This window comes from Arthrobacter sp. ZGTC131 (assembly GCF_002929275.1).
Classification (GTDB): Bacteria; Actinomycetota; Actinomycetes; order Actinomycetales; family Micrococcaceae; genus Arthrobacter.
In genome coordinates, this window is sequence record NZ_PJIK01000001.1 from 290,439 (window position 1) to 315,471 (window position 25,033).

General features: G+C 66.9%; 21 protein-coding genes. 9 read left to right on the forward strand and 12 right to left on the reverse strand.

The window, feature by feature from the left end; all coding sequences use genetic code 11:
- Nucleotides 1-51 precede the first annotated feature (51 nt).
- The 3 genes from CXQ90_RS01310 to mtrA all read right to left on the reverse strand — a co-directional run bounded on the left by CXQ90_RS01310 (nt 52) and on the right by mtrA (nt 4,458).
- Nucleotides 52-1,770 carry an LpqB family beta-propeller domain-containing protein gene (locus CXQ90_RS01310; RefSeq protein WP_104136378.1) on the reverse strand — a complete coding sequence of 573 codons (1,719 nt, stop codon included), beginning with the start codon at nt 1,768-1,770 and terminating at the stop codon, nt 52-54.
- Nucleotides 1,767-3,665 carry an MtrAB system histidine kinase MtrB gene (gene mtrB / locus CXQ90_RS01315; RefSeq protein ID WP_258064337.1) on the reverse strand — a complete coding sequence of 633 codons (1,899 nt, stop codon included), beginning with the start codon at nt 3,663-3,665 and terminating at the stop codon, nt 1,767-1,769. The genes CXQ90_RS01310 and mtrB overlap by 4 nt, the downstream gene beginning before the upstream one ends.
- 118 nt (nt 3,666-3,783) lie before the next feature.
- A complete protein-coding gene (gene mtrA / locus CXQ90_RS01320) occupies nt 3,784-4,458 on the reverse strand; it encodes an MtrAB system response regulator MtrA (RefSeq protein WP_104136382.1) in 675 nt (224 codons plus the stop codon).
- A 247-nt stretch (nt 4,459-4,705) separates the two neighbouring features.
- Here mtrA and CXQ90_RS01325 point away from each other — a divergent pair, with 247 nt between their 5' ends.
- From CXQ90_RS01325 to CXQ90_RS01350, 6 genes are all read left to right on the forward strand, one after another.
- Nucleotides 4,706-6,085 (forward strand): proline-rich domain-containing protein, encoded by a 1,380-nt coding sequence (locus tag CXQ90_RS01325; protein ID WP_146068834.1) that lies wholly within the window; start codon nt 4,706-4,708, stop codon nt 6,083-6,085.
- Nucleotides 6,082-6,792, forward strand: a complete 711-nt coding sequence (locus CXQ90_RS01330; RefSeq protein ID WP_104136386.1) for a DUF4129 domain-containing protein — start codon at nt 6,082-6,084, stop codon at nt 6,790-6,792. The genes CXQ90_RS01325 and CXQ90_RS01330 overlap by 4 nt, the downstream gene beginning before the upstream one ends.
- Before the next feature lie 110 nt (nt 6,793-6,902).
- On the forward strand, nt 6,903-8,042 hold the full coding sequence (locus CXQ90_RS01335) for a DUF4350 domain-containing protein (RefSeq protein WP_258064288.1): 1,140 nt from the start codon (nt 6,903-6,905) through the stop codon (nt 8,040-8,042).
- Entirely contained in the window at nt 8,039-9,076 is a 1,038-nt protein-coding gene (locus tag CXQ90_RS01340) for a MoxR family ATPase (protein WP_258064289.1), read from the forward strand. Before CXQ90_RS01335 ends, CXQ90_RS01340 begins: the two co-directional genes overlap by 4 nt.
- Nucleotides 9,077-9,080: 4 nt before the next feature.
- Nucleotides 9,081-10,373 (forward strand): DUF58 domain-containing protein, encoded by a 1,293-nt coding sequence (locus tag CXQ90_RS01345; RefSeq protein WP_104136388.1) that lies wholly within the window; start codon nt 9,081-9,083, stop codon nt 10,371-10,373.
- A gap of 47 nt (nt 10,374-10,420) precedes the next feature.
- Nucleotides 10,421-11,149, forward strand: a complete 729-nt coding sequence (locus tag CXQ90_RS01350) for a DUF4166 domain-containing protein (RefSeq protein WP_104136389.1) — start codon at nt 10,421-10,423, stop codon at nt 11,147-11,149.
- A 26-nt stretch (nt 11,150-11,175) separates the two neighbouring features.
- Here the strand turns inward: CXQ90_RS01350 and CXQ90_RS01355 are convergent, their stop codons facing one another.
- On the reverse strand, nt 11,176-12,222 hold the full coding sequence (locus CXQ90_RS01355; RefSeq protein ID WP_104136391.1) for a hypothetical protein: 1,047 nt from the start codon (nt 12,220-12,222) through the stop codon (nt 11,176-11,178).
- Nucleotides 12,223-12,225: 3 nt separating this feature from the next.
- On the reverse strand, nt 12,226-12,705 hold the full coding sequence (locus CXQ90_RS01360; RefSeq protein ID WP_258064290.1) for a chorismate mutase: 480 nt from the start codon (nt 12,703-12,705) through the stop codon (nt 12,226-12,228).
- Nucleotides 12,706-12,853: 148 nt separating this feature from the next.
- On the opposite strand from CXQ90_RS01360, the gene CXQ90_RS01365 reads away from it, so the two are divergent.
- Nucleotides 12,854-13,510 carry an NADPH-dependent F420 reductase gene (locus tag CXQ90_RS01365; protein ID WP_104136392.1) on the forward strand — a complete coding sequence of 219 codons (657 nt, stop codon included), beginning with the start codon at nt 12,854-12,856 and terminating at the stop codon, nt 13,508-13,510.
- 85 nt (nt 13,511-13,595) lie between these two features.
- On the opposite strand, the gene CXQ90_RS01370 is transcribed toward CXQ90_RS01365, so the two are convergent.
- The 5 genes from CXQ90_RS01370 to mnmA all read right to left on the reverse strand — a co-directional run bounded on the left by CXQ90_RS01370 (nt 13,596) and on the right by mnmA (nt 20,575).
- Entirely contained in the window at nt 13,596-15,299 is a 1,704-nt protein-coding gene (locus CXQ90_RS01370; protein ID WP_104136394.1) for an ABC transporter ATP-binding protein, read from the reverse strand.
- Nucleotides 15,296-16,321, reverse strand: a complete 1,026-nt coding sequence (locus CXQ90_RS01375) for an ABC transporter permease (protein ID WP_104136396.1) — start codon at nt 16,319-16,321, stop codon at nt 15,296-15,298. The genes CXQ90_RS01370 and CXQ90_RS01375 overlap by 4 nt, the downstream gene beginning before the upstream one ends.
- Nucleotide 16,322: 1 nt before the next feature.
- Nucleotides 16,323-17,414 carry an ABC transporter permease gene (locus CXQ90_RS01380; RefSeq protein WP_104136398.1) on the reverse strand — a complete coding sequence of 364 codons (1,092 nt, stop codon included), beginning with the start codon at nt 17,412-17,414 and terminating at the stop codon, nt 16,323-16,325.
- A gap of 129 nt (nt 17,415-17,543) precedes the next feature.
- Nucleotides 17,544-19,178: an ABC transporter substrate-binding protein gene (locus tag CXQ90_RS01385; RefSeq protein ID WP_104136399.1), complete on the reverse strand. Its 1,635-nt coding sequence runs from the start codon at nt 19,176-19,178 to the stop codon at nt 17,544-17,546.
- A 254-nt stretch (nt 19,179-19,432) separates the two neighbouring features.
- Entirely contained in the window at nt 19,433-20,575 is a 1,143-nt protein-coding gene (mnmA, locus tag CXQ90_RS01390; protein WP_104136401.1) for a tRNA 2-thiouridine(34) synthase MnmA, read from the reverse strand.
- 248 nt (nt 20,576-20,823) lie between these two features.
- Here mnmA and CXQ90_RS01395 point away from each other — a divergent pair, with 248 nt between their 5' ends.
- The gene (locus CXQ90_RS01395; RefSeq protein ID WP_104136402.1) at nt 20,824-22,071 is read left to right on the forward strand and encodes an NAD(P)/FAD-dependent oxidoreductase; all 1,248 of its coding nucleotides are present in this window, start codon (nt 20,824-20,826) and stop codon (nt 22,069-22,071) included.
- On the opposite strand, the gene CXQ90_RS01400 is transcribed toward CXQ90_RS01395, so the two are convergent.
- A complete protein-coding gene (locus CXQ90_RS01400; RefSeq protein ID WP_104136404.1) occupies nt 22,068-23,285 on the reverse strand; it encodes a cysteine desulfurase family protein in 1,218 nt (405 codons plus the stop codon). The two genes, CXQ90_RS01395 and CXQ90_RS01400, sit on opposite strands and share 4 nt — an antisense overlap.
- Nucleotides 23,286-23,399: 114 nt before the next feature.
- Here CXQ90_RS01400 and CXQ90_RS01405 point away from each other — a divergent pair, with 114 nt between their 5' ends.
- Nucleotides 23,400-24,296: a DMT family transporter gene (locus CXQ90_RS01405; RefSeq protein WP_104136405.1), complete on the forward strand. Its 897-nt coding sequence runs from the start codon at nt 23,400-23,402 to the stop codon at nt 24,294-24,296.
- A 27-nt stretch (nt 24,297-24,323) separates the two neighbouring features.
- Here the strand turns inward: CXQ90_RS01405 and CXQ90_RS01410 are convergent, their stop codons facing one another.
- Nucleotides 24,324-24,998 carry a metalloregulator ArsR/SmtB family transcription factor gene (locus tag CXQ90_RS01410; RefSeq protein ID WP_104136407.1) on the reverse strand — a complete coding sequence of 225 codons (675 nt, stop codon included), beginning with the start codon at nt 24,996-24,998 and terminating at the stop codon, nt 24,324-24,326.
- Between the last annotated feature and the right edge of the window lie 35 nt (nt 24,999-25,033).

A 25,033-nucleotide genomic window follows, 5' to 3' on the forward strand; every position in this document is an offset into this window, starting at 1 on the left:
GGCGCGGATGAAGAGTCCGATTGCCCTATGTGGAGAACTCCCCCGAACGTGTCAGCCCGGGAACGACGGGTCCGCCGGCCCTTTCAGCTGCGGGGACCAGCCATTTCCGAGCCTTTGGAAAATACCGTCGGCGGACTGGGCGAAGATCTCTTCCGGTCCGTTGCCGGCGCTGAGGGCCACGAGCCCCGGCCACGGAGCAAGCTTCTGCGGCTCGGCGGACGTAAGGGAAAGCAGTTCCGGCGTAACGTCCGCGGAAGCCGCGCCCTTCATCACCACAACGGTCGTGTCGTTGACCCACACGCCCTGATCCGGGCTGCCGCTTGCATGCAGGGTGACGGGCGATGTCAATTCCTTGGGCGTACCGTCAGCACTGCGGATGATGCCCGTCACCTGGACGCGTGTCTGGCCGTTCCGCTCGGAAATGACCAGCGCCCGGACCCCCTCGCGGGACACCCGGAAATCCTTCACGGATCGGCCCGCCAGCCAGGACGGCGTCAGCGTCACGGACGGCACTGTGGCGCCGGCCGCGACTCCGGTGGGACGGAATGCTGTCAGCTCGGTGACTCCCTGGGCGCCCGGTCCGGCAGACCACACCCAGTCGTGCAGGCTGAACGAAGGGTGGGTCAGCGTGGTGCGGGTTGTCAGGGCACGCGCGGGCTGCCCGGGCACCATGGAATACAGGGTGCTCCGGCTGCCGTTCAGGAACGCAACGGACTGGGAGACCGGCGACTCGGCCGGCGAACGGGGCTTTAGCGCCGCGACCGACTGCATGTCGGGCAGCGGCGAAATTCGGTTGTTTTCGTAGCGAACGAGTTCGTTACGGTTGACAGCGATCTGGCGTGCCGGAACGTTCCTGTTCTGGACAGGGGGCAACACAGAACCGTTGTCCTCCACGCGCACAAGGTCCTGGTTGGCCCTGAGCTCGACGTTGATCACATCGGGCTGGCTGCGGAACGTCAGGGCCAGCTGAGTCTGCATCCGGAGCCTGTCCTCGGCTGACGCCTCGGTCAGTTCCTTGGCCGACAGGTCAACCTGGGCCGCTCCCGAAACCACCGGCACGGACTCACGGGCCAGCTTCATTCCGGAGGGGAAGGCGCTGACGACGGCGCCCTTCAGATACGGCGCAGGCCCGCCGAGCAGGGCACTCGTCATCGACTTCACGGTTTTCTTCTTGATGAACCAGCGCACATCAGGAATGGCATACGTAAAGCTGGGATCGTAAAAGTAGATCGGATAGGCCCCGTAGATGACCCTGAACGTTTCCTCGGGGATGGCAGTGCCGTCAGGAATCTTCGAGATCCGCCACTCGCCGTCAACCTGAACCAGCGTGACCGGGATGCTTTCCTTGGTTCCTTCCGGCATCTGGGTGGCGACGCCGTCGGCATCGACGGAATAGGCGACGTCAAGTTCGTAGTTGAAGACGCCTTCGACGCCGGTTTTCACCACTTGCTCCGAACGGAACACGAGGGTCCGCTGGTCGGGTTTCCACGCAACGGCAGACGCCTGGGTGAGGTACTGCCGCGCCACCGCGTAGTCATCCTCGTACCCGCTGCCGGCGCTGTAGAAGTCCTCGATGACCGCCTCGGGGCTTGACCCGGTCAGGGGCGCCCGCGGGAAGAAAACGGGCGCATTGGGATTGCCGGCGCCTTCCTCGCGGCTCTTGCCGACGGCTCCGGACCGGGGAATCTGCGCGCAGGCTGCCAGGAAGAGGAGCACGACGGCGAGGACGCACGCCACTACGCCGCGGAGGTTCGGCCGCCAGCCGCTCATGACCGCTCTCCCGTCCCGGCCGCTTTCGAAGCCCCGGCTCCGCCCGGCAGGCGGACGGCGTCGGTCCCTACAGCAGCGTCGGTCCCTACGGCGGCTTCGGTCCCTACGGCGGCTTCGGCTTCACCGGCGGCGTCCATGGCCCCGGCGGGTGTGCTGCCCAACACGAGAACGGTGTGATCGCCGTGGCCGTGCAGGCTAACATCCGCCGGCTCCAGCTGGAGGGGCGACTTCGTGATCGTGCCGCCCTGCTTCAGCGGAAGCGTCAGCCGGAAATTGGAGCCGACGCCCGTGTTGCCCCAGGCCTGGAGCCAGCCGTTGTGGAGCTTGGTGTCTTCGGTGGCGATGGAGAGCCCCAGCCCGCTGCCTCCGGTGGTCCGTGCCCGGGCAGGGTCGGCGCGCCAGAAGCGGTCGAAGACCCGGGCAGCCTCCGCGGGGCTCATACCGATTCCGTGGTCCCTGACGGTGACGGCCACCGCGGTCTCGTTGGAGGCCACGGAGATGTTGACGGGACGGCCTTCGCCGTGTTCAAGGGCGTTCAGGACCAGGTTCCGCAGGATCCGGTCAATGCGGCGGGCGTCCATTTCCACCACCACGCTGCCCTCCGGGGCGTTCAGTGTCATGCCAGAGCCGTACTCCTCTGCAACGGGCGCGGCTCCTTCCATGACGTGGGAGACGAGCTGGACGATGTCCGTGGCCTCGGCGTCCAGCATGGCAACGCCGGCGTCGAACCGGGAGATCTCGAGCAGGTCCGCCAGCAGCGACTGGAACCTTTCCACCTGGTTGTAAAGCAGCTCCGCCGACCTCTTGTTAATAGGGTCAAAGTCGTGGCGGGCGTCGAACAGCACCTCAGCAGCCATCCTCACCGTGGTCAGTGGCGTGCGCAGCTCGTGGGAAACGTCGGAGACGAACCGCTGCTGCATCTGGGAGAGGGTCGCCAGCTGCGTGATCTGCTCCTGAAGGCTGGCAGCCATGTGGTTGAAGGACGCCCCCAGGCGCGCCATTTCGTCTTCTCCCTTGACCACCATGCGCTCCTGCAGTTGTCCGGCCGCAAGCTTCTCGGACACCACCGCGGCGTGGCTCACCGGGCTGACAACGTTCCGGGTGACGTACCAGGCGATGCCGCCGATCATCAGGATCAGCGCTGCGCCGCCCGCCCAGAGTACGTTCTGGATCTCGTCCAGCGTCTGTTGCGCGGTGTTGAGGTCGTAGATCAGGTAGAGCTCATAGACGGTGCCGTTGAAGGTCACCTTGTTCCCGACGGCGATGCCCGGACGGTCTTCTGTGCCCACCGGGAACTCGGTGGAGGCCCAGAACTGCTCTTTGCCCGAATCCTGCACTGCGGCCCGGAGTTCGGGCGGGATGACGCTGACGGTGAGCTGGTCGGACGCCCGGGACTCCACCCAGCGGTTGCGGGGCTTAGTCTGCTCCGGCATCGCCTCGAACACGTAGCGGCGCTGGATGACGGAGCCCCTGCCCTCGACGGCATTCAGCGTGTCGTAGACGAGGGTGATCACGCTGGACTGGTCGGTGACCTGCGCGCCGTCAAACGTGTCCTGCACCTGCTTGACGTTGTAGCGGGTTTCGGACTCCGCCTGGGTCAGCCGTTCCTGGAAGAGGTTGTTGGCGATCTGGTTCGACAGGTAGGCGCCCACAATGGCAAAGGAGCTGATGGACAGCAACAGGGTGGTCAGGACCGTCCGGAACTGCAGCGACCGGCGCCACCTTCGCTGCAGGGAATGCAGGAGGTAGCGGATTCCCGGGAAGAACCGGTCCAGGCCGGTGCGCACCAGGCGCCCGACCCGCACTGCAACAATCAGCGCACGCCGCCGCCAGATGCGGATCTGGAACGGCAACCTGGCAAGGCCTGCGCCAAAGGCGTCGGTGTGCTCCGGCACGGGGTGTGCACCGGGCTTGTGCGACGTGTCAGCGGCCTTGGCCGGCGTCACAGGGTGCGGCGGGTGGGCTCCGGGAGCGGAATCCACCGGGGCATCAGAGGGATTAGGCCCCTGCGGGTCAGGAACCTGCTTTATAGCCGACACCACGAACCGTCAATACTACTTCCGGAGCTTCCGGATCACGTTCAATTTTTGACCTCAGCCGCTGGACATGGACATTGACCAGCCGGGTATCCGCTGCATGCCGGTAACCCCAGACCTGCTCGAGCAGCAGCTCACGAGTGAACACCTGCCACGGCTTGCGCGCCAGCGCAACCAGAAGATCGAACTCCAGGGGCGTCAGGGAAATCCGCTCGTCGCCGCGGCTCACCAGGTGACCGGCGACGTCGATCGTGATATCCGCGATGCGCAGCGTCTCCGGCGCCTTCTGGTCGCCGGGGCGGAGGCGAGCCCGCACGCGGGCGACCAGCTCCGCCGGTTTGAAGGGTTTGGGCACGTAGTCGTCGGCGCCGGACTCAAGCCCGCGTACCACGTCCGAAGTGTCGGATTTGGCCGTCAGCATGACGATGGGAACATCCGATTCCGAACGGATCTGCCGGCATACCTCGATGCCGTCGGTACCGGGGAGCATGAGATCCAGCAGCACGAGATCCGGCTTCGACGAGCGGAAAACCTCAATGGCCTGCCCTCCGTCGGCGCAAAAAACGGGCTCGAACCCGTCATTGCGCAGGACGATGCCGATCATCTCTGCGAGTGCCTCGTCATCGTCAACTACCAGAATGCGTGCCTTCATAGTTATATATTCCCTTATTGCTGTTGCTTTGTCTTATTGGCCGCATCCTCGGCATGGCGCCGGCACCCGGCCCCGCACGTGGACCTTCAGGCTTCGGCGGGGAGGACAATGCCGCCTGAACAGCCCGGAGTAGTGGGCGGCGGCGCCGCCCGGCCCCGAAATCGCCCGGACGCTAGGATGCCCGACGGCGGAACTATAGTCTGGAGTGGCCCGGCCGTTTCCGGTGCGAACCTTGGGGAGGAACAGGTTGTCACAGCAGGACCCTAATAGCCCGCCGCCGGAACAATCGCCGCCGGAGGCCGGACGCCAGCCGTGGGGCCCTGCTTCCCCCCAAAACCAGGGCGGACAGCCGGGCCAACCCTGGGGCGCACCAGCCCAACGGGGAAACCCGGAATGGGGAAACACAGAGCCCGGAAACCCGCAGCACGGAAACCAGCAGCCGTGGGGCGCACCGCCCCAATGGGGAAACCCGCAGTGGGCGAACCCCCAGCCGGGAAACCCGCAGTACGGCAATCAGCAGCCGTGGGGCGCACCGGGGAACCTGCCCTCCGGCTACCCCGCCTATGCGGCGCCGCCAAAGCCGGGCGTAGTCCCGCTGCGGCCGCTGATGTTCGGCGAAATCATGGACGGTTCATTCCAGACGATCAGGCGTAACCCCAAAGCCATGCTCGGCGCGGGCCTCCTTGCGCAGGCGCTGGGCGCGATCGCCGCCGGTGTCCTCACGGCAGCGGGGGCCACCTCCGAAGCGTCGATGGGCGCCTGGCTGGAGACCCAAAGCAGTTCCGAACTGGCCGGCATCGGTCTGGCCGTGGCCGGCGCCATCGCGGTGATCTCGGTCGTGACCCTGTTTATTTCCGCGGTGCTCCAGGGCGCCATGGTGGTTCCCGTGGCCAGGTCCATCCTCAACCGGCGCACGGGTTTCCGGCAGATGTGGATGCTGGCGCGCGGGCGGGCCTGGGCACTGGTACGCATAGCAGGCATTGCGGCGGCAGCCGGCCTCCTGGCGACCGCTGTGTTCGCGGCCGTCACCTTCCTGCTGGTCAGCACCGCTGGCCCGCTGTCTTTCGCAATCGTGTTTCCGCTGGGGCTGGCGTTCCTGGCTGCCTTCGTGTGGATAGCCGTGAAGCTGACCGTCGCTCCGGCCGCCATCGTCATTGAAGAACTCGGCGCGCTCGACGGGATCCGGCGCTCATGGAGCATCACCCGCGGGAACTGGTGGCGCATCTTCGGCATCATCCTGGTGGTATCGCTCCTCGTGAGCGTCATCGTCCAGATAGTCCTGATCCCGGTCAGCCTTGTTTCCGGGCTGTTTACCGGTGTGGTTGCCCCGCACGACGCCGCGGGCCAGGCCGCGACCATCGGCGTGGCTGTCGCCGTGGCCACTGCCGTCGTCTCTGCCCTTGCCGGAGCCGTGGGATTCGCCTTCCAGACGTCCGTCATGGCTTTGCTGTACATGGACCTGCGCATGCGCAAGGACGGCCTGGATATCGCGCTGCTCCGGCTGCTGGAAACCGGGGCCGACGACGGCGGCATCCCTGGCCGCGGAGTGCCTGTCTACAGGACGGGGTCCACCGGTCCCGCGACCGGCTGGCGGCCGCCGTCCGGCGGTCCTACGACGCGCGGATGAACGGCCCGCGGGAACTTTCGGCGTTCGCGTGGCCCGGCCTCACCCTGATCCTGCAGCCCGCAGAACCTCCGGTGCAGCCCGACCGGGAGGAGGCGCGGCGCTGGGCCGTGGAGGAGCTGTCCAAACGCGAGTACCGGGATGCTGAACCGGGCTGGCTTGCCGAGCTGTGGCGGCAATTCCTGGACTGGCTGCAGTCATTGGGCGACGGTCAGGCAACTGCCGAGGGCACGGCAACTGCCCCTCTGATCGGCATAGGCATCGCCGTCCTGCTGGGCGTGGCCATCATCCTGGCCCGCCCGCGGCTGAACACGCGGCGCCAACCGCCAAAAGAGGTATTTGACGCCGACGACGCAGTCACCGCCGCGGTGTACCGACGCCAAGCGGCCGCCGCGGCGGCCCGCGGCGACTGGCCGGCCGCCGTCGTCGATCAATTTCGGGCGCTGGTGCGTTCCGCCGAAGACCGCGCGGTCCTCGAGCCTCAGCCGGGCCGTACGGCGGACGAAGCTGCCGAACAGCTCTCGCGCGCCTTCCCGACGGCCGCCGGGAAACTGGCAGACGCGGCGCGCGTGTTTGACGCGGTCCGCTACGGAAGCAGCAGCGCGGACGCAGCAGACCATGCCTCCATGGCCGATCTGGACTCGGCCCTTGCATCCCTTCCGCCGTCTTATGCGGACACCGCATCCGCCGGGTTCGTGGTGCCGAAGTGACAGCGCCGCAGCCAGTACGCCCGCCCGGCGGCAGCGAAACCGTGCACAGCGCACCTGTCCACCGACTCCACCGACTCCGCCGACTGCCCTCCCACCTCGACGCACGGAGCTTGCCCGGCTGGATCCGGCGGCACCGGGCGCGGTTGGCTTTCAGCCTGACCATGGCCGTGGCCCTCGCCGTGATCCTCGCCCTGCAGCTGTCGCCCCGGACCGATTCGGCCGAGCTGTCCATCCGCAATCCGGCACCGAACGGCGCCAGGGCTGCGGCTGAAATTCTGGGCCGCCAAGGCGTGGCCGTTCAGCAGTCCGAGTCCTTCGAGGACACCTTGGCGTCACTGGCTGCGGCCCGCCGGGAGGGCAGCGGATCCACCGTCCTGCTCTATGATCCGCGCGGCTTCCTGGCGGGTGAACGGCTCCGCCAGCTGCTAGGGGCTGCCGACCGCCTGGTGGTCGTGTCCCCGCGACTCGCAACGCTGACGGGCCTGGGCGGCACCATCCGCCAGGCCGGTGTGGTTCAGGAGCCGGCAACCACCCTGGAGCCGGGGTGTGCCGTTGCCGATGCCGAGGCTGCGGGGGCGGTCAGCGCGGACCAGGGCTTCGTCTACACCGGCGGCAGCATCTGTTACGGCGCTGGCGGCAACGAGCGCGGGCTGTACGCGTCGGCGGAGGACGGAAGGCTGGTGGTCCTCGGCAGCACGGCGATCATCGGCAACCGCCTGCTGGACGAAAACGGCAACGCGGCCCTAACCCTGCGGACCTTGGGCAGCGAAGGACACCTTGTCTGGTACCTGCCCGGCGTGGCGGACCTCGGCACCGCGCCCTCCCCCACATCGCTGGACGACCTCGCGCCGGACTGGGTGGCCGTCCTGGGCCCGTGGCTCGCCTTCGTGGCGCTGCTGGCGGTCATTTGGCGGGGCAGGCGCCTCGGGCCGCTGGTCTTCGAACCCCTGCCGGTCATCGTCAAGGCCGCCGAAACGGCCGAAGGCAGGGCCCGCCTCTATCACGATGCCCATGCCGTGGGCCGGGCGGCGGACAATCTCCGGGCAGGGACTTTGGTCCGCCTTGCAGCGGCCCTCCGGCTCGGGGCGGGCGCTACCGCGGACGATGTCGCAGCGGCCGCCGCCAGGCATCTGGCCAGGGAGCCATTGGAAACCATCAGCATCCTGCACCGTAGCCCGCAAACGGAGGCCGAGCTCGTCAGCTGGGCCCAGCAGCTTTCCGAACTAGAGAAAGAGGTATCCACCACATGAGCGACCAACCAACCGGCGATGCTCCCGGGCGTTACGGCGATGCCCCGGTGACCACCTTGGCCGGGCCGCCCGCTCACCGCGCTCCGGACCCGGTCCGCCAGGCGCTCCTCGATGTGCGGCATGAAGTGGCCAAGGCCGTCGTCGGGCAGGAAGCCACAGTCACCGGCATGCTGATCGCCCTCTTGTCGCGCGGCCACGTGTTGCTCGAAGGGGTCCCCGGCGTGGCGAAGACGCTGCTGGTCCGCGCGCTGTCCGCGGCCCTGAGCCTCGACACCAAGCGCGTGCAGTTCACGCCGGACCTCATGCCCGGCGACGTCACCGGGTCCCTGGTGTACGACGCGGCCAACTCCGACTTCAGTTTCCGCGAGGGTCCGGTCTTCACCAACATGCTCCTGGCAGACGAAATCAACAGGACACCGCCCAAGACGCAGGCCTCGCTCCTGGAGGCCATGGAAGAGCGCCAGGTCTCGGTGGACGGTGTGTCCCGGCCGCTGCCTGTGCCGTTCATGGTTGCGGCTACCCAGAACCCCGTGGAGTACGAGGGCACCTATCCCCTGCCGGAAGCGCAGCTGGACCGGTTCCTCCTCAAGCTGACCATGCCCCTCCCGGACCGGGCCGCTGAAATCGAGGTCATCCGAAGGCACGCCTCGGGCTTCGACCCCCGTGACCTGGCCGCCGCCGGTATACGTCCGGTGGCAGGCGCGGACGAGCTTGAGCGTGCCCGCCGGGCCGTGGCGAACGTGGCTGTTGCGCCCGAAGTCATGGGCTACATCGTTGACCTGGTCCGTGCCACACGTTCAGCACCGTCGTTCCAGCTGGGCGTATCGCCCCGCGGAGCCACTGCCCTGCTGAACGCCTCACGTGCCTGGGCCTGGTTGTCAGGCCGCCAGTTCGTCACCCCTGATGACGTCAAGGCGCTCGCCCTTCCCTGTCTGCGGCACCGCGTGGCGCTCCGGCCCGAGGCACTGATGGACGGCGTCCAGGCGGATGATGTGCTCGCCAGCATCCTGACCTCCGTGCCCGTCCCCCGCTGAGCTGATGGCAATATCGGGGAGGTTGGTCCTCCTGGCCTTGGCCGGGCTTTGTCCGGTGCTGTTGTTCCCCGGGTGGGAAGCAGCGCTGGCCGTGGTCCTTGTCCTTGCCGCTCTGATCCTGCTGGACCTGGGCCTGGCCGCATCAGTGGCGCATGTCGCCGTCGAGCGGTCCTCCCCCGGCAATGTCACCCTGGCCGGCACCGCCGAGTCGGTGCTCACGGTCCGCAACGCCGGGAAACGGACGCTGCGGGCAGTCGTCCGCGACGCCTGGCAACCGTCGGCAGGGGCAACAAACCCGGTCCAGGAAACAGAGGTCCCGCCGGGTGAGAGACGGCGGCTGACCGTCCGGCTGGGGCCCGTCAGGAGGGGCGACCTCAACGCACCCCACGTCACTATTCGATCCTTCGGCCCGCTGCGCCTGGCCGCACGCCAAAAAACCGTACAGTGCCCGGGATCTGTCCGCGTGCTGCCGCCGTTCAATTCCCGGCGCCACCTCCCCTCGAAACTAAGGAGGCTCCGGGAGCTGGACGGCAAAGCCGCCGTCCAGATCCGCGGCGCAGGCACCGAATTCGACTCCCTCCGGGACTACGTCCGCGGCGATGATGTGCGCTCCATTGACTGGCGCGCCACGGCGAGACGGTCCGCCGTCGTGGTCCGGACGTGGCGGCCGGAACGGGACCGGCGGGTGGTGATCATGCTGGACACCTCGCGGACTGCTGCGGCGCGCGTCAACGACGAACCGCGTCTGGACACGGGAATGGAGGCGGCACTGCTGCTGGCCGTCCTTGCCGAACGGGGCGGGGACCGGGTGGACTTCTTCGCCTTCGACCGCCGGACGCGTGCCAGGGCCGGAACAGCTGCCGGCGGAAACCTGCTGGGACAGCTCGTGCAGGCCATGGCGCCCCTCGAAGCCGAACTGATCGAGCTTGACTGGGCACAAATTCCCGGGCAGGTCCGGGCCGTTTCCGCGCACCGCTCCCTGGTGGTGCTGCTGACGTCGCTCGACGGCGGCGCTCCGGAGGAAGGGCTCATTCCGATGGCCGCGCGCCTGGCGCAGCAGCACGTCGTCGTGGTGGCCTCCGTCCGCGATCCGATGCTGGGCGAACTGCTGCAGGAACGGACGACGGCGGCACAAGTGTTCCGTGCGGCGGCTGCGGAGCGCGCCCTGCTGGAGCGGGAGGCAGTGAGCCTGCAGCTCCGCCACCTCGGCGTGGAGGTTGTGGATGCGGAACCGCATCAGCTGCCCCCTGCGCTGGCTGACGCCTACATCCGGCTCAAGGCGGCAGGGCGGCTGTAATCGACAGCTAGGATTCAGGTGAGCAGATCAGCCCCTAGGAGGCCCCCGTGAACATGCCGATCTACCAGCAGGCCATGGGTGCCGGCTTCGCCCGCCTTCAGCCCGAACTTCAGGACTACTTTTCGCTGGCTCCCGGATCCGGCCGGTACGGCGTCGGCGAAGGCGTGTTCGACGTCGTGGGCTGCCGGCAGCCCTGGCTGCGGCCGCTGCTGGGGTTGACCGCCGGCGAGGAGGCGTTCTTTCCGGAATACGGCGAGCGGGTGCCGTTCCGGATCGAAAACCATGCGCATCTGGACCCGTTCGGCCGCTCGAGCCTGACCGCCCGCCGGCAAATCTTCTTTCCCGGCCGCACACGGATCTTCCAGGACACCACCAGCGTGCGCACCGCCGGCCCCGGCAGCCCCTCTGGAGCGGCACGGCTCGTAGACTATGTGGGCAGGTACCGCCGGCTGGTCACCGACCTGAACCTGAGCGTAACGGCGGGGGGCCGGCTTCGGGGAGTCTCCGAGGCGTCCCGGCTGTTCCTGGGACCGCTGCGCGTGCCGCTGCCGGCGCCGCTCGACGCCAAGGCCTATGCCGAGCAGTGGTGGGACCCCGCAGAAGGAGCGCACGGCAGGCACCGCATCCAGGTGAAGGTGATCCAGCCGCAGGTCGGCCTGGTGCTGGTCTATGCCGGACACTTCGATTACCGGCTCGAGTCGTATCCGCGTGGGAGTTCGGCGCCGGGATTCCTTCCGTCGCATGCCAGGCCGGACCGCTGGGAACAACGTACCTGACGCCTCCTCCCGGGCCGGGCGATGGTTCAGCCGAGCGCCAGCTGGTTCAGGCCGTCGGCCGCCTGCGTCAGCCGTGTGAGCACCGCCGTCGCGGCCTTGGGCGTGTGCCCCTCAAGCCCTCCCGACGGAGTGATCCGGAGCGTTCCCAGCTCTGTCAGCGGCAACCCCAGCTGTTGCCAGGGGCGCCGTACCGTGTCGACGATATCGGCGACCCTGGGCAGTTCCGCCGCAGGGTTGTCCACGCGCAGGGCGCCCGCCCAGATCCTCTTGCCCGCTTCAACCGCTTCGGCCAGCTGTTCCCACTGGCGGGATGTCAGTGCCTTCAGCGGGACGGCGATGCCGTCAGCACCTGCTGCGAGGATCCTGTCGAACGGGGCCTCGATCTCCGGTACCGCGACGGTGACCTCGGCGGCCCCGGCACTGCGGACGGCGTCGATCACTACACGCCACAACTCGGTCACTTCCTGCCCGGCGACGGACCGGAGCGTCCGGTAGCCGCTGGAGGTGGGAATGGTGCCGGCCAGGACGGAGGCGATGTCCGGCTCGTCGAGCTGCACAACGAGCCGCGCGCCCGGCACCGCTGCGGACACGCGGGTGAGGTGCTCGCCAACGCCGGCGGCAAGGGAGGCTGCGATGTCGCGGCGTGCACCGTAGTCGATCAGGGCCCGTTCGCCGTTGTGGAGGTGCAGTCCGGCGGCCAGGCTCAGCGGCCCCCGCAGCTGGACCTTGAATTCGGCGGCAGCCTGGCCGTCCTCTTCTCCGGCGACATCGGCGAGCACGTTGATATCCGTGGAAAGCGCGGACCTGGCCCGGATGAGGTCACGCCCGGGCCGGTCGACGATGCGCCAGCCATGGGGCTGGACATCCACTGCCATCTCCACGAGCAGGGACGCCGTCCGGCCGACGGCGTCCGCGCCCACTCCCCGGTCCGGCAGCTCGGCCAGGAACGGAAGATGCGGGGTGCCAAGTTCCCCGCGGATAATCCGGGTGGCTTCGACAGGGTCCTGCCCGGGCCATGGTCCGAGTGCGGTGGCCGTCACCTGCCGTTGCGGTGACGTTGCTGCATCGGCCACGGCTTAGGCGCTGAGCGAAGCGGTCGGGCCTGCTGCGGATGGGCCCGCTGCGGCACCGGCTGACGCGCTGCCGCTGTCGGGGCTGTTGGTGCTGCCGGCCCCGTCGCTGCCGGTGGCGTTGTGGTCCTCGGCGATCGCCTCATGGTGGCGTATCACCTCGCCGATGATGAAGTTCAGGAACTTTTCCGCGAAGGCGGGGTCCAGCTGGGCATCCTCGGCGAGCCGCCGCAGCCTGGCGATCTGGGCGGACTCACGTCCGGGATCACCGGCCGGAAGCCGGTGTGCCGCCTTGAGGAAGCCCACCTTCTGCGTGGCCTTGAACCGTTCCGCCAGAAGGTACACGAGCGTCGCATCGATGTTGTCGATGCTCGACCGGATCGACAACAGCTCCGCCATCACTGAAGGATCCACGTGCCCGGCGAGGGAGCTCGCGGCGGGGTCGTAGGAGTCGGTGCCAGGCAGATCATGGTTTAGCTCGGTCATGGATCCAGTCTATGGGCACGGCCGGAAACTCCGCCGGTGTTAAGCGGCTGCGTCCGGGTCCGCGCGGGCGGCGCCCCACGTCCGCAACTGCTCCGGAGGAGCGGACAATGAAAAGTGTCACGCAACACACCGGTGATGGAGGTTGGACATGAGGATTGCAGTTCTTGGCACCGGCACGGCGGGCAGGACACTGGCCGGAAAGTTGGTCGAAACGGGGCATTCTGTCACCATCGGGTCCCGGAGTGCCACCAACGAGGCGGCGCTGGAGTGGGCCGCCGGAGCCGGCCCGCACGCCAGGGCCGCCACATTCTTCGACGCCGCTGCGGGCGGCGAAGTGATCATCAACGCGACTCCGGGAGCGGTATCGCTGGACGTACTGGCCGCCGCCAGCACGAAGAATCTGGACGGCAAGGTGCTCATCGATGTGGCGAATCCGCTGGACCATTCGGCGGGCTTCCCGCCGTCGCTCTCCATCTCGAATACGGACAGCCTGGCGGAAACCATCCAGCGGTCCTTTCCCACGGCCCGCGTGGTCAAGGCCCTGAACACCATGCGGGCCGACGTCATGGTGGCCCCGGACCGCCTGGCCGGCGGCGACCATGACGTGTTCATGGCTGGCGATGACGCCCAGGCCAAGGAAGTGGTTGCCGGGCTCCTGCGGGAATTCGGCTGGCGGCCGGAGCACATCAGGGATCTGGGTCCCCTCGAAGCTGCGCGGGGAATGGAGATGTGGCTTCCGCTGTGGCTCCGCATCTTCCTTCGGCAAGGGGACCGCGTATTCAACATCAAAGTGGTGTCAGAGTAAGCCGCGCACCACCGCCTGAACGGAGACAGCCCTGCCCATCCGCCATGCGTGGCGGATGGGCAGGGCTGTTCTGCCGGTACTGCGGCTAGATGCCCAGGAGGGCCCGGTGGTCCTCCCTGCGTTTGGCCTGCTCGGCAGGATCCGGGACGGGCAGGGACGCGATGAGCCGTTTGGTGTAGTCGTGCCGGGGAGCGCCCATGACATGGTGGCCGATCCCCTGCTCAACCAGCTTGCCGTGGTAGAGCACGCCCACCCAGTGCGACAGCATGTCCACCACGGCCAGGTCGTGACTGATGAACAGCGCCGCGAACCCGAACTCCTGCTGGATTTCCTTGAACAGCTCCAGCACCTTCGCCTGCACCGAAACGTCCAGCGCGGAGGTTGGCTCGTCGGCGATCAGCAGTTTCGGGTTGAGGATCAGGGCCCGCGCCAGGGAGGCCCGTTGGCGCTGCCCGCCGGACAGCTCGTGCGGAAAGCGGTCAGCGTACGACGCCGGCAACTGGACTGATTCGAGCAGCTCGCCGACGCGCTTGCGCGCCTGCGCCGGCGACGGATTCGTGTGGATGATCAGCGGCTCCGCCACACAGTCCCCAATGGTCAGCTGCGGATTGAACGACGCCGCCGGGTCCTGGAACACGAAACCGATGTCCTTGCGAAGCGGTTTGAAGGTCCGCTCCTTGAGGTTGAGCATCTCGTAGCCCAGCACGCTGAGGCTTCCGCCGGTGGTCCGGTTGAGCCCCGCAATGGCACGGCCGATGGTGGTTTTGCCGGAACCTGATTCGCCCACGAGCCCAAAGACCTCGCCCTCGGACACTGTGAAGCTCACCCCGTCCACGGCCTTGAAGGCAGGGCTGCCCAGCCGGCCGGGGTACTCGATGGTCAGACCCTTGGCCTCCACCAGTACCTTCCCGCCTTGGTGGGCACGTTCAGTCATTCCTTCCGAGGCCGAATTGCGGCCGAGGTGAGGGACCGCCGCCAGCAGCTTCTTGGTGTAGTCCTGGCGCGGTTCGGCGAACAGGGTCTTTACCGACGCCTCCTCGACGACGTCGCCCTGGTACATCACCACGACACGGTCGGCGAGATCGGCCACGACTCCCATGTTGTGCGTGATCAGCACGATGGAAGTCCCGTATGTGTCCCGCAGGTCCCGCAGGAGTTCCAGGATCTCGGCCTGGACGGTGACATCCAGGGCCGTGGTGGGTTCATCCGCCACAATGAGGCCTGGATTCAGCGCAAGGGCAGCGGCAATGACCACGCGCTGCTTCTGCCCTCCCGAGAACTGGTGGGGGTAGTAGTTGACCCGCGTTTCCGGATCGGGAATCCCCACCTTGCGGAGGGCATCGATGGCCCTGGCCTTCGCGTCCTTGGCAGAGACCCGCCTACGGCCGGGACCGCCGGCATGCGCCCGGATGCCTTCGGCGATCTGCCAGCCGACGGTGAACACCGGGTTCAGGGCCGTGGACGGCTCCTGGAAGACCATGGCCACGTCCCGCCCCCGGATCTGCCGGAGCTCCGTGGCACTGACGCTGATGACGTTGTTTCCGTTGATCAGCACGGCTCCGCGGCTGGTGGCCGTTTCCGGCAGGAGACCGAGGATGGTCTTGGCGGTGACTGTCTTCCCGGAACCGGATTCGCCCACGATGGCGAGGACCTCTCCGGGGTTGACCTCGAGGCTGACGTCCTTGACGGCATACACATCGCCGGCGTCGGTAGCGAAGGTGACCTCGAGGTGGTCAATGTCGAGGACCGGGCCTGTCCCGGTGCCTCGCCTGTCGATGTTAACGGTCATGCGCTTCTCACTTCTGCTTCGATGGCTGCCTGGTCACCGGCGCTGGAATCCGGTCCGCCCTTGCCGGAGGCAGCCTTCTTGCGGCCGCGAAGGCGCGGATCGTTCAGGTCGTTGATGCTCTCGCCCACGAGGGTGAGGCCCAGCACTGTCCAGACGATCGCGAGGCCGGGGAATACACCCGTCCACCAGATTCCGGAGGTGGTGTCCGCCAGGGCCTTGTTGAGGTCGAAGCCCCATTCAGCGGCCGAGGAGGGTTCAATGCCGAACCCCAGGAAACCCAGGCCGGCAAGGGTCAGGATGGCTTCGGAGGCGTTCAGCGTGAAGATCAGCGGAAGTGTCCGCGTGGCGTTCCGATAGATGTGCCTGCTCATGATGCGGATACTCGATGCGCCCACCACCTTGGCCGATTCGACGAACGGCTCAGCCTTAAGCCGGATGGTCTCAGCCCGGATGACCCGGAAGTACTGCGGAATGAACACCACGGTGATGGAGATGGCGGCCGCCAGGACGCCGCCGAAGAGGCTCGACTGTCCTCCGCTGATGACGATGGCCATGACAATGGCCACGAGCAGCGAGGGGAACGCATAAATCGCGTCGGCCACAACCACGAGGATGCGGTCCAGCCAGCCGCCGATGTAGCCGCTCACCAGGCCCAGGATGACGCCGGCGAAGATGGACAGCACGACGGCCACGACGATCACGAGGACGGCGGTCTGGGAACCCCAGATGACCCGGGAAAAGACATCGTAGCCGCCGACGGTAGTGCCCCAAAGATGCTTGCCGCCGGGCGGTTCCTGCGTGGGAAAGCTGCCGTCGGCGTCGGAAAGCTGGGCAAACCCAAAGGGGGCAATAAGCGGCGCAAAGATGGCGGTCAGCAGGAAAGTCCCGGTCAGGACGAGGCCAATGACCAGCATCCCCCGTTGCAGCCCCACGCTCTTGTTGAAATGCGAAATGACGGGGAGCCTCTTGAATAGCGGCGCCCTGTGGTCCACGGTGGCTTCCACCGGAACATTCGTGCTCATGTCAGTACCTCACGCGGGGATCGATCAGCGCGGCCACGATGTCCACGATGAAGTTGGTGACAGCCACGATGACAGCCAGGAGCACCACGATGCCCTGGACCGCCACGAAGTCGCGGGCTGTCAGGTAGTTGGCCAGCTGGAAGCCCAGGCCCTGCCACTCGAAGGTCTTTTCCGTCAGCACGGCGCCGCCAAGCATCACGGCGATCTGAAGGCCCATCACGGTGATGATGGGAATGAGCGCAGGCTTGTACGCGTGTTTGGTGACCAGGCGGAATTCACTGACCCCGCGGGACCGCCCCGCCTCGATGTAGTCCCGGCCGAGCGTGCCGATCACGTTGGTCCTGACCAGTCTGAGGAAGATGCCGGCCGTCAGGAGTCCCAAAGCAATCGCGGGAAGTACGGCATGTGCCATGACGTCGCCCAAAGCAGCCATATTGCCGCTGCGGATTGCATCGAGCCAATAGATGCCGCTGGGCGCCTGGAGGCCTGTCAATGCCAGTTCGCTGGACGTCTTGGCGCGCCCCGCTACCGGGAGCCAACCGAGCCACACTGAGAACGTCAGTTTGAGCAGCAGGCCGGCGAAGAATACCGGCGTGGCGTAGCAGAGAATCGCGAACACGCGCAGCACGGCGTCGGGAACATGGTCCCGGCGATGGGCGGCGATCATGCCGAAGGGAATGCCCACTAGGAGCGCAACGATCAGGGCATTGATGGTCAGTTCGAGGGTGGCCGCGCCGTAGGTGGCCAGCATCTCCGTGACCTTGCGGTTGTCCGACAGCGTGGTACCGAAATTACCCGTGACGAGCTGCGCCAGGTATTCGAAGTACTGGACCAGCAGCGGGCGGTCGTAGCCCGCAGCCTGGATCCGCTCCTGCAACTGCTCCGGGGGGAGCCGGCCGCCCATCGCGGCCGTGATGGGATCACCGGTGATCCGCATGAGGAAGAACACCATGGTGACCAGGATGAATATGGTGGGAAAGATCAGGAGGAACCTGATCAGGATGTACTGGCCCAGTCCCCCGCCGGACTTCTTTTTCTTTGACGGCAGAAGGCCGTCGGCGTCGGTTGGCGGCGCCTCAATCAGTGTTGTCATTACTGCCTAGGTTCGTGTTTCCGGGACCCGGGGTCCCGGACTCTGCTGTTCGGCAACCAGCAAGAAAGGCGGGACGCCTTGCGGGCGTCCCGCCTCCTTAGCTGGTCAGGACCTGATGGAGATGAACTCCTACTTGGAGATCACGCCGAGCCGGGTCTTGAACGATGCATCGAGGGTCTTTTCCACACCCTTGACGTCCGCTCCGGCGACCATGAGCTGTGCACCTTGCAGCAGCGGCAGCGTGGACAGGTCCTTGGCGACGGCCGTCTGGGCTTCGCCCAGCACCTTTTCGCGTTCGGTCTTGTCAACGGTGGTGAGCTGCTTGTTCACCAGTTCGGTAACAGCCGGGTTCTCGTAGTGGTTCTTGAGGAAGTTGCCCGGCACGAAGAACGGCGTCAGGTAGTTGTCGGCGTCGGAGTAGTCCGGGAACCAGCCGAGCTGGTAGACCGGATAGGCGTCGGCGGTCCGGGCCTTGGAGTAGGTGACCCATTCCGTGGACTGGAGGTCCACCTTGAACAGGCCGGACTTCTCCAGCTGTTCCTTGATCATGGCGTATTCATCACCGGAGGACTTGCCGTAGTGGTCCGGGTTGTACTGCAGCTTGATGTTGACGGTGCCGGAAATGCCGGCGTCGGCGAAGGCCTTCTTGGCCTTGTCAACATCGGGCTTGCCGTTGCCGTCGCCGTACATTTCCTTGAGCGGCTGGATGGCGCCGGCGAATCCGTCCGGAACCACGGAGTACGCCGGCAGGTAGGTGCCCTTGTAGACCTGAGCGGCGATGGCGTCACGGTCCACGATGTTGGCCATGGCCTGGCGCACTGCGAGGGCCTTCTCGGGATCAGAGTCAGCGGACTTGGCACCGAAGGGCATGGTGTCGAAGTTGAACACGATGTAGCGCAGCTCGCCGCCCGGGCCCTTGTGGACCTTGACCTTGGAGTCCTTCTCAAGGTCCGCAACGTCGGTTGCGGTCAGAACGCGGCCGGCGACGTCGATGTTGCCCTGCTGGACATCGAGCTTCAGGTTGTTGGAGTCGGCGTAGTACTTGATGTTGGCGCCGTCATTGGCCGGCTTGCCCAGCAGGCCCTGGTAGTCGGCGTTGGCCTTGAGGCTGACGAGCTCGTTCTTCTTGTAGCTCTCGATGGTGTACGGCCCGGCAAACGGCTTACCCTTGACGATGTCGTCGTCGCTCATGATCTTGTCCGCCGGAAAGACCTCTTCGTCGATGATCGGTCCGGAGTTGGCTGCGAGGACTCCCGGGAAGACCTGGTCGTTGCCGGCCTTGAGCGTGAAGACCACGGTGGAATCGTCCTTGGCATCCACCGACTTCAGGTTGCCCAGGAGTGACGCCGGACCATTGGGGTCGGCGATCTTGACCACGCGGTCGATGGAGAACTTCACGTCCGAGGACGTGAGGGCGTGGCCGTTGGCGAACTTGAGGCCTGACTTGAGCTTGACGGTGTATTCCGTGGGGCTCGTGAAGGACGCAGACTCGGCGATGTCCGGGGAAGCATCGGAAGATCCGGGCTTGGCGTTCATGAGGAACGGATAGATCTGGTTCATGACCATGAAGGAGCCGGCGTCGTAGGAACCGGCCGGATCCAGGGTAACCACCTTGTCGGTGGTGCCGTACGTGATGGTGCCACCGCCAGCGCTGCCGGTGGTTGTTCCGCCGCCGCCGGAGGGGCCCGTGCAGGCAGTCAGTGCGAAAGCGGAAATGCCTGCGAACGCGATAGCGCCGTGCCAGGCCTTTTTGTTCATTGCCATCTGTGAACTTTCTGTTCGATGAATGCGCGCGCGGCCCGGCATGTATCGTGCGGGCGGCACGCTGCCCTGATGCCTTGATTGAATCAGACGGTTGCCCGGTAAAACGTTGCATCTTGTGAGATGAGACACAAAATTTACCATAACGGTGCGCGGCGCGGCCTTCGAACCTACTCATGGGTACGAAAAACGGCCGGCGGTAATCCGCCGGCCGTTTTGCGGTCCGAAGCTGGGTCAGATCAGAACAAGAGTGCGCGTCAGGAAAGCTCCGCGCGCTGCAGCGAGCGCGCAGCGTCGATGGTCGCCTGGCCGAGGACCCGGCTGCCCTGGTACAGCACCACCGTCTGTCCGGGCGAGACTCCGCGCAGCGGATCCGTCAACGTCACCACGAGGCTGTCGCGGAGCACTCCGGCGTCATCGGCAATGCGCACCATGCGGGCGGTCGCGGGGACGGGATCGCCATGGGCGCGCACCTGCGCGTAGCAGTCAAATTCGGCCCCGGTGGCCACCTCCGCGATGGGCAGCCCGGCCCAGGAAACCTTGATGCCGCGGATCTCGTCGATGGCGAGCAGCGCCTCCGGCCCCACCACCACCTTGTTTTCCTTCGGCCGGATTTCCAGCACGAACCGGGGCTTGCCGTCGGGGGCGGGCCGGCCAAGCTTGAGGCCTCGGCGCTGGCCTACGGTGAAGGCATTGGCGCCCGGGTGTTCGCCGACCTTGGACCCGGTTTCGTCCACGATGTCACCGGTGGTCATTTCGATTTTCTCGGCGAGCCAACCGGCGGTATCGCCGTCCGGTATGAAGCAGATGTCGTGGCTGTCCGGCTTATTGGCGACTGACAGGCCGCGCCGTTCCGCTTCCGCCCTGACCTCGGCCTTGGACGGGGTATCGGCGAGGGGGAACATGGAGTGCTTGAGCTGCTCATGGGTCAGCACCCCCAGGACGTAGCTCTGGTCCTTGGCCCAGTCGGCGGCGCGGTGCAGCTCGGGGTTGCCGTCGGCGTCGTTGATCACCTTGGCGTAGTGTCCGGTGCAGACGGCATCGAAGCCCAGGGCGATGGCCTTCTCCAGCAGCGCCGCGAACTTGATGCGCTCATTGCAGCGCATGCAGGGATTGGGCGTCCGGCCGGCAGCGTACTCATCGATGAAGTCCTGGACCACGTCTTCCTTGAACCGCTCGGAAAAATCCCACACGTAGTACGGGATTCCCAGAACGTCGCACGCGCGCCATGCGTCCCGCGAGTCCTCAATCGTGCAGCAGCCGCGGCTTCCCGTGCGCAGGGTGCCGGGCATCCTGGACAGCGCCAGGTGAACCCCGACGACGTCGTGCCCCGCCTCGACGGCGCGGGCGGCGGCGACGGCGGAGTCCACTCCGCCGCTCATGGCTGCTAGAACTCGCATTTCGGCTTTCTGTAGTCTGATGGCGGCGCGGCCGGCGATTCGTGGCGCCAGATTCCGAAGCGCAGTGCGGGGCTTCGTTCACGCCCCGGATGACACGCGCGCCAGATGACGCACCGCTTGCCCGTCTATTCTAGCGCCCCGCCGAATCAGGCCCTAAATTGCCTTGACCGCGCCAGCCACCCCTTCTAAAGTCAAAAGTACTAGTTTTAGAACGCGGCCATGGGGCCACCGGACGAATCGAGCAGGTCATGACTCCTGAGAGCATTGTCATCGCCGGCGGAGGCCTGGCGGGGGCCACCGCGGCACGGACGCTGCGCACCGAAGGGTTCGAGGGGACTATCACCGTCGCCGCCGCCGAACCGCACCATCCCTACATCAGGCCGCCGCTGTCCAAGGAATACCTCCTCGGAAAAGCCGGCGAGGACTCCGTCGAGGTAGTTCCGGCAGCCTGGTATGCGGAAAATAACGTCACCCTGCGTCTCGAATCTGCGGTGTCCGACGTCGATCCTTCCGCCCGCATGGTCCGCTACGCCGACGGGACCTCGCAGCAGTACGGCGCGCTGCTGCTCGCCACAGGGGCGGCGCCCCGGCAGATTCCCTTGCCGGGCAGCGAGCTCGACGGCGTCACCACGTTCCGCACGCTGGATGACAGCCGCCGCCTGCGGGAGCAGCTCGCGGCCGGCGGGAGGCGGGTGGTCCTCATCGGCTCCGGATGGATAGGCATGGAGCTGGCGGCAGCCGCCAGCACCTACGGCAACGAGGTCACCCTGCTGGGGCTCGAGGAGGTTCCGCTCGGCGGGGCGATCGGTCCAGACCTGGGCAGGTTCTTCCGGTCCCTGCACGAGGACAACGGCGTGCAGTTCCGGCTGCCGGCATCCGCGCGTGAGATTGCGGGGCACGGGGGCAGAGCCACCGGCGTGCTGACCGATTCGGGCGAGCACCTGCCGGCCGACGTCGTGGTTATTGCTGTGGGCGTGGTTCCGGACACCGCCCTGGCCCAGTCAGCCGGGCTCGAGATGCGTAATGGCATCCTGACCGATGCCTCGCTGCGGACCAGCGCCCCGGGTATTTTCGCGGCGGGCGACGTCGCCAACGCCCTTCATCCGTTCACGGGTGAGCACCACCGCAGCGAACACTGGGCCAACGCGCTGAACGGCGGCAAGGTGGCCGGCAAGGCCATGCTCGGCCAGGAATCCGTCCTGGACGCCGTTCCGTATTTTTACACCGATCAGTTCGACGTCAGCATGGAGTATTCAGGCTTTCCGACACTCGCGGAAGGATCTTCTCCGGTCATTCGCGGGTCCCTCGAAGCGAAGGAGTTCGTCGCCTTCTGGCAGCGGGACGGGCGTGTGGTGGCGGGCATGAGCGTCAACACGCCGGGGTCCGCCAAACCAAGCGCACAGAAAACCATCAAGGCCCTCATTTCGGCCCGCTCCGAAGTGGCCCCGGACTCCCTGGCGGATGCGGCAGTCCCGTTTGACCAGCTGATTCCCTAACCCTGGCGGGCGACGGTGGCGGCAGTCTGGATGGAGGACTCGTGTCCGGCCATTCCTGCCTGCCGGGCGCGGGCGTACGCTCCGGGGAGGGCAGCAAGCAGCGCGTCCACATCCTCATCCGTTGACGGGTGGCCCAGCGTGAAACGCTGGGCGCCCCGGGCAGTTTCCTCATCCAGTCCCATGGCCAGGAGGACGTGCGACGGGCGCGGAACACCGGCGGTGCAGGCGGAGCCCGTGGACGATTCGACGCCGGCGAGGTCGAGGAGGAAGAGCAGCGAATCACCCTCGCACCCGGGGAACGTGAAGTGCGCGTTGCCGGGCAATCTGCCGGCCCCGCGCGCTCCGCGCAGCACGGCGGACGGGACGGCGGCCTGCACCCCGGCGATGAGACGGTCCCGCATGGCAGTGATCCGGGCTGACTCCGCCGGGAGCTTCGTGGCGGCGGCCTCGGCCGCAGCGGCAAAGGCGGCGATGGACGCGGTGTCCAGCGTGCCGGAACGGACGTCACGCTCCTGGCCCCCGCCGTGCTGCACCGGAGTAAGTTTCACGGCGCGTCCCAGAATGAGGGCACCAACGCCGACGGGCCCGCCGATCTTATGCCCCGAAATGGACATCGCGTCCAGCCCGGACGCCCTGAAGTCCACGCCAACCGACCCGAAGGCCTGAACGGCATCGGAGTGGACGGGCACACCGGCCGCGCGGCAGAGCTCGGCCACCCGCCGGACGGGCTGGATGCTGCCCACCTCGTTGTTGGCCCACATGACGGTGACCAGGGAAATGGATGCGGGATCGCGGAGCAGCTCGGCCTGAAACGCCTCGAGGTCCAGGACACCGTCCGAGCCCACCGGCAGCCAGGACACCTCCGCCCCCTCGTGACGCTCCAGCCACTCCACCGTATCCAGCACGGCGTGGTGTTCGACGGCGGTGCACAGGATGCGCCGCCGGCGCGGGTCCTCGGCGAGCCGGGACCAGTAGAGACCCTTGACGGCGAGGTTGTCCGCCTCCGTGCCGCCGGAGGTGAAAATGACCTCCGACGGGTGGGCCCCGGCGGCCGAGGCAATGGTTTCCCGTGCGTCCTCTACGGACCGCCGCGCGCGACGGCCCGCACCGTGGAGCGACGACGGGTTTCCGGTCCGCCCCAGTTCACGGGTCAGCGCGGCCAGGGCTTCGGCGGCGATGGGCGTGGTGGCGGCATGATCCAGGTAGGCAGGCACGGTTAAAATTCTACCCGCGGCTAAGTTCCCCCTGCGGCTGCCGTCGCCCGCCCCTGCCCCGGCGCCCGCCTGCGCCGATGCCTCCCGTTGCCGCGCCTCATGTAGATTCGAGCGGTGAGAGCACCCCTCTACCTCGTCCTTGCCACCCTGTTCTGGTCCGGCAACTTTGTCGTCGGCCAGGCGGCGATGCGATCAATGACGCCGCTCGAACTGACCTTCTGGCGCTGGGCCCTCGTGGCCGTGCCGCTGCTGCTCCTGGCCCAGTGGGTGGAACGGCCGGACTGGCGCGCCGTGCTGCGGCGCTGGCCGACGCTGCTGCTCCTGAGCGCCCTTGGCCTGAGTGGCTATACACTGCTGCTCTACAGCGCCCTGGCCCACACGTCGGCCCTCAACGCGTCGCTGATCACGGCAGCCAATCCGGCATTGATCGTGGTGATGGCCATGTTCATGCTCGGAGACAGACCCGGGCCGGTGGGCTGGCTTGGGATAGCGCTGGGCCTGTTCGGTGTGCTGCTTGTCCTCACCGGAGGCGACCTGCAGCAGATTCTTCACCTGTCTTTCAACATGGGTGAGCTGCTCATGCTCGGCGCGATCGTCGTCTGGGGGCTTTACACCATCATCGCCAGGCGGCTGGACGTGCCAGCTATCGCCGCCACCGCAGTCCAGGTGGCGATGGCGACAATCTCGCTCATGCCAGTGGCGCTGGCTGCCGGCGCGGGGCTGCCGGACACTGCGGAGGGAGCATGGTCGCTCGCCTACGTGGCACTTTTCCCGTCATTCGGGGCCTTCCTGCTGTGGAACCTGGCGCTCAAGTCCACCGCCCCGGCGGTTGCCGGAAACTACCTGAACCTCATGGTTGTCTTCACTGCGGTGATTACCCTGCTCCTGGGCATGCCGATCACCGTCCCGCAAATTCTGGGCGGACTGCTGGTCATCTCCGGCGTGCTCCTCACCGGCATGAAGCGCCGAACGCGGCAGCCGGCCATGGCTGAGCAGTCGGCTCGGACCTAACCAGCAGACGGGGGCCCGCGCAGGCAGCTACGGCCGGATCCGGGCGCAGCAGCGTCCGGCCGTCCGGTCCTCTTCCACCTTGTCTTCAGGGACCCCGCAGGCCGCGGCGGCTCCGCTCAGGAGGGCGCCGTTCATCGCGCACACCACGTCTGCATGCCCGTCCGCCAGCCGGTGGAAGGGGCAGTTCATGAGGATGAGTCCGCCCTCGCCGTCAGGCGCAGGCCTGTACCCGATCCCGGCGAGCACCTCCTCGAGTGACGCTCCCCCGCCCACGGAAGCGCGGCCGCGGGAGTAGGACGCGGCTACCAGCGCGTCACGGACGGACCCGTTGCCGGACATCGATTCCTCGATCGCGGAGGCCATCAGCTCGCCCGCCAGGTCATAACTGCGCTCCGGGACCGACGCCCCCACTTCCTCCAGCGCCGGGCGGTAAAGCTTCGCCGGGCGGCCGGAGCCCGGCCCGCCCTTGCCGCCCAGCTTTCTGAACTCAACCATAAGCAGACCCTCACGGACCAGCCTGTCCAAGTGGAATGAGGCAGTGCTCCTGGGCAGGTCCAAGGCTTCCGCGGCGTCGTCGCGTCCCACCGCAGACGCCGATGCGGCGACGAATTCGAACAGCCGCCGCCGGGTGTCATCCCCCAGCGACGCCAGGGCGGCGAGGCGCCCTGCCCACGAAAGCCTGGTGCTTGGTTGACGGGTCATGACTCCAGCCTATCTCTAAAAACAAGATTCGTTGC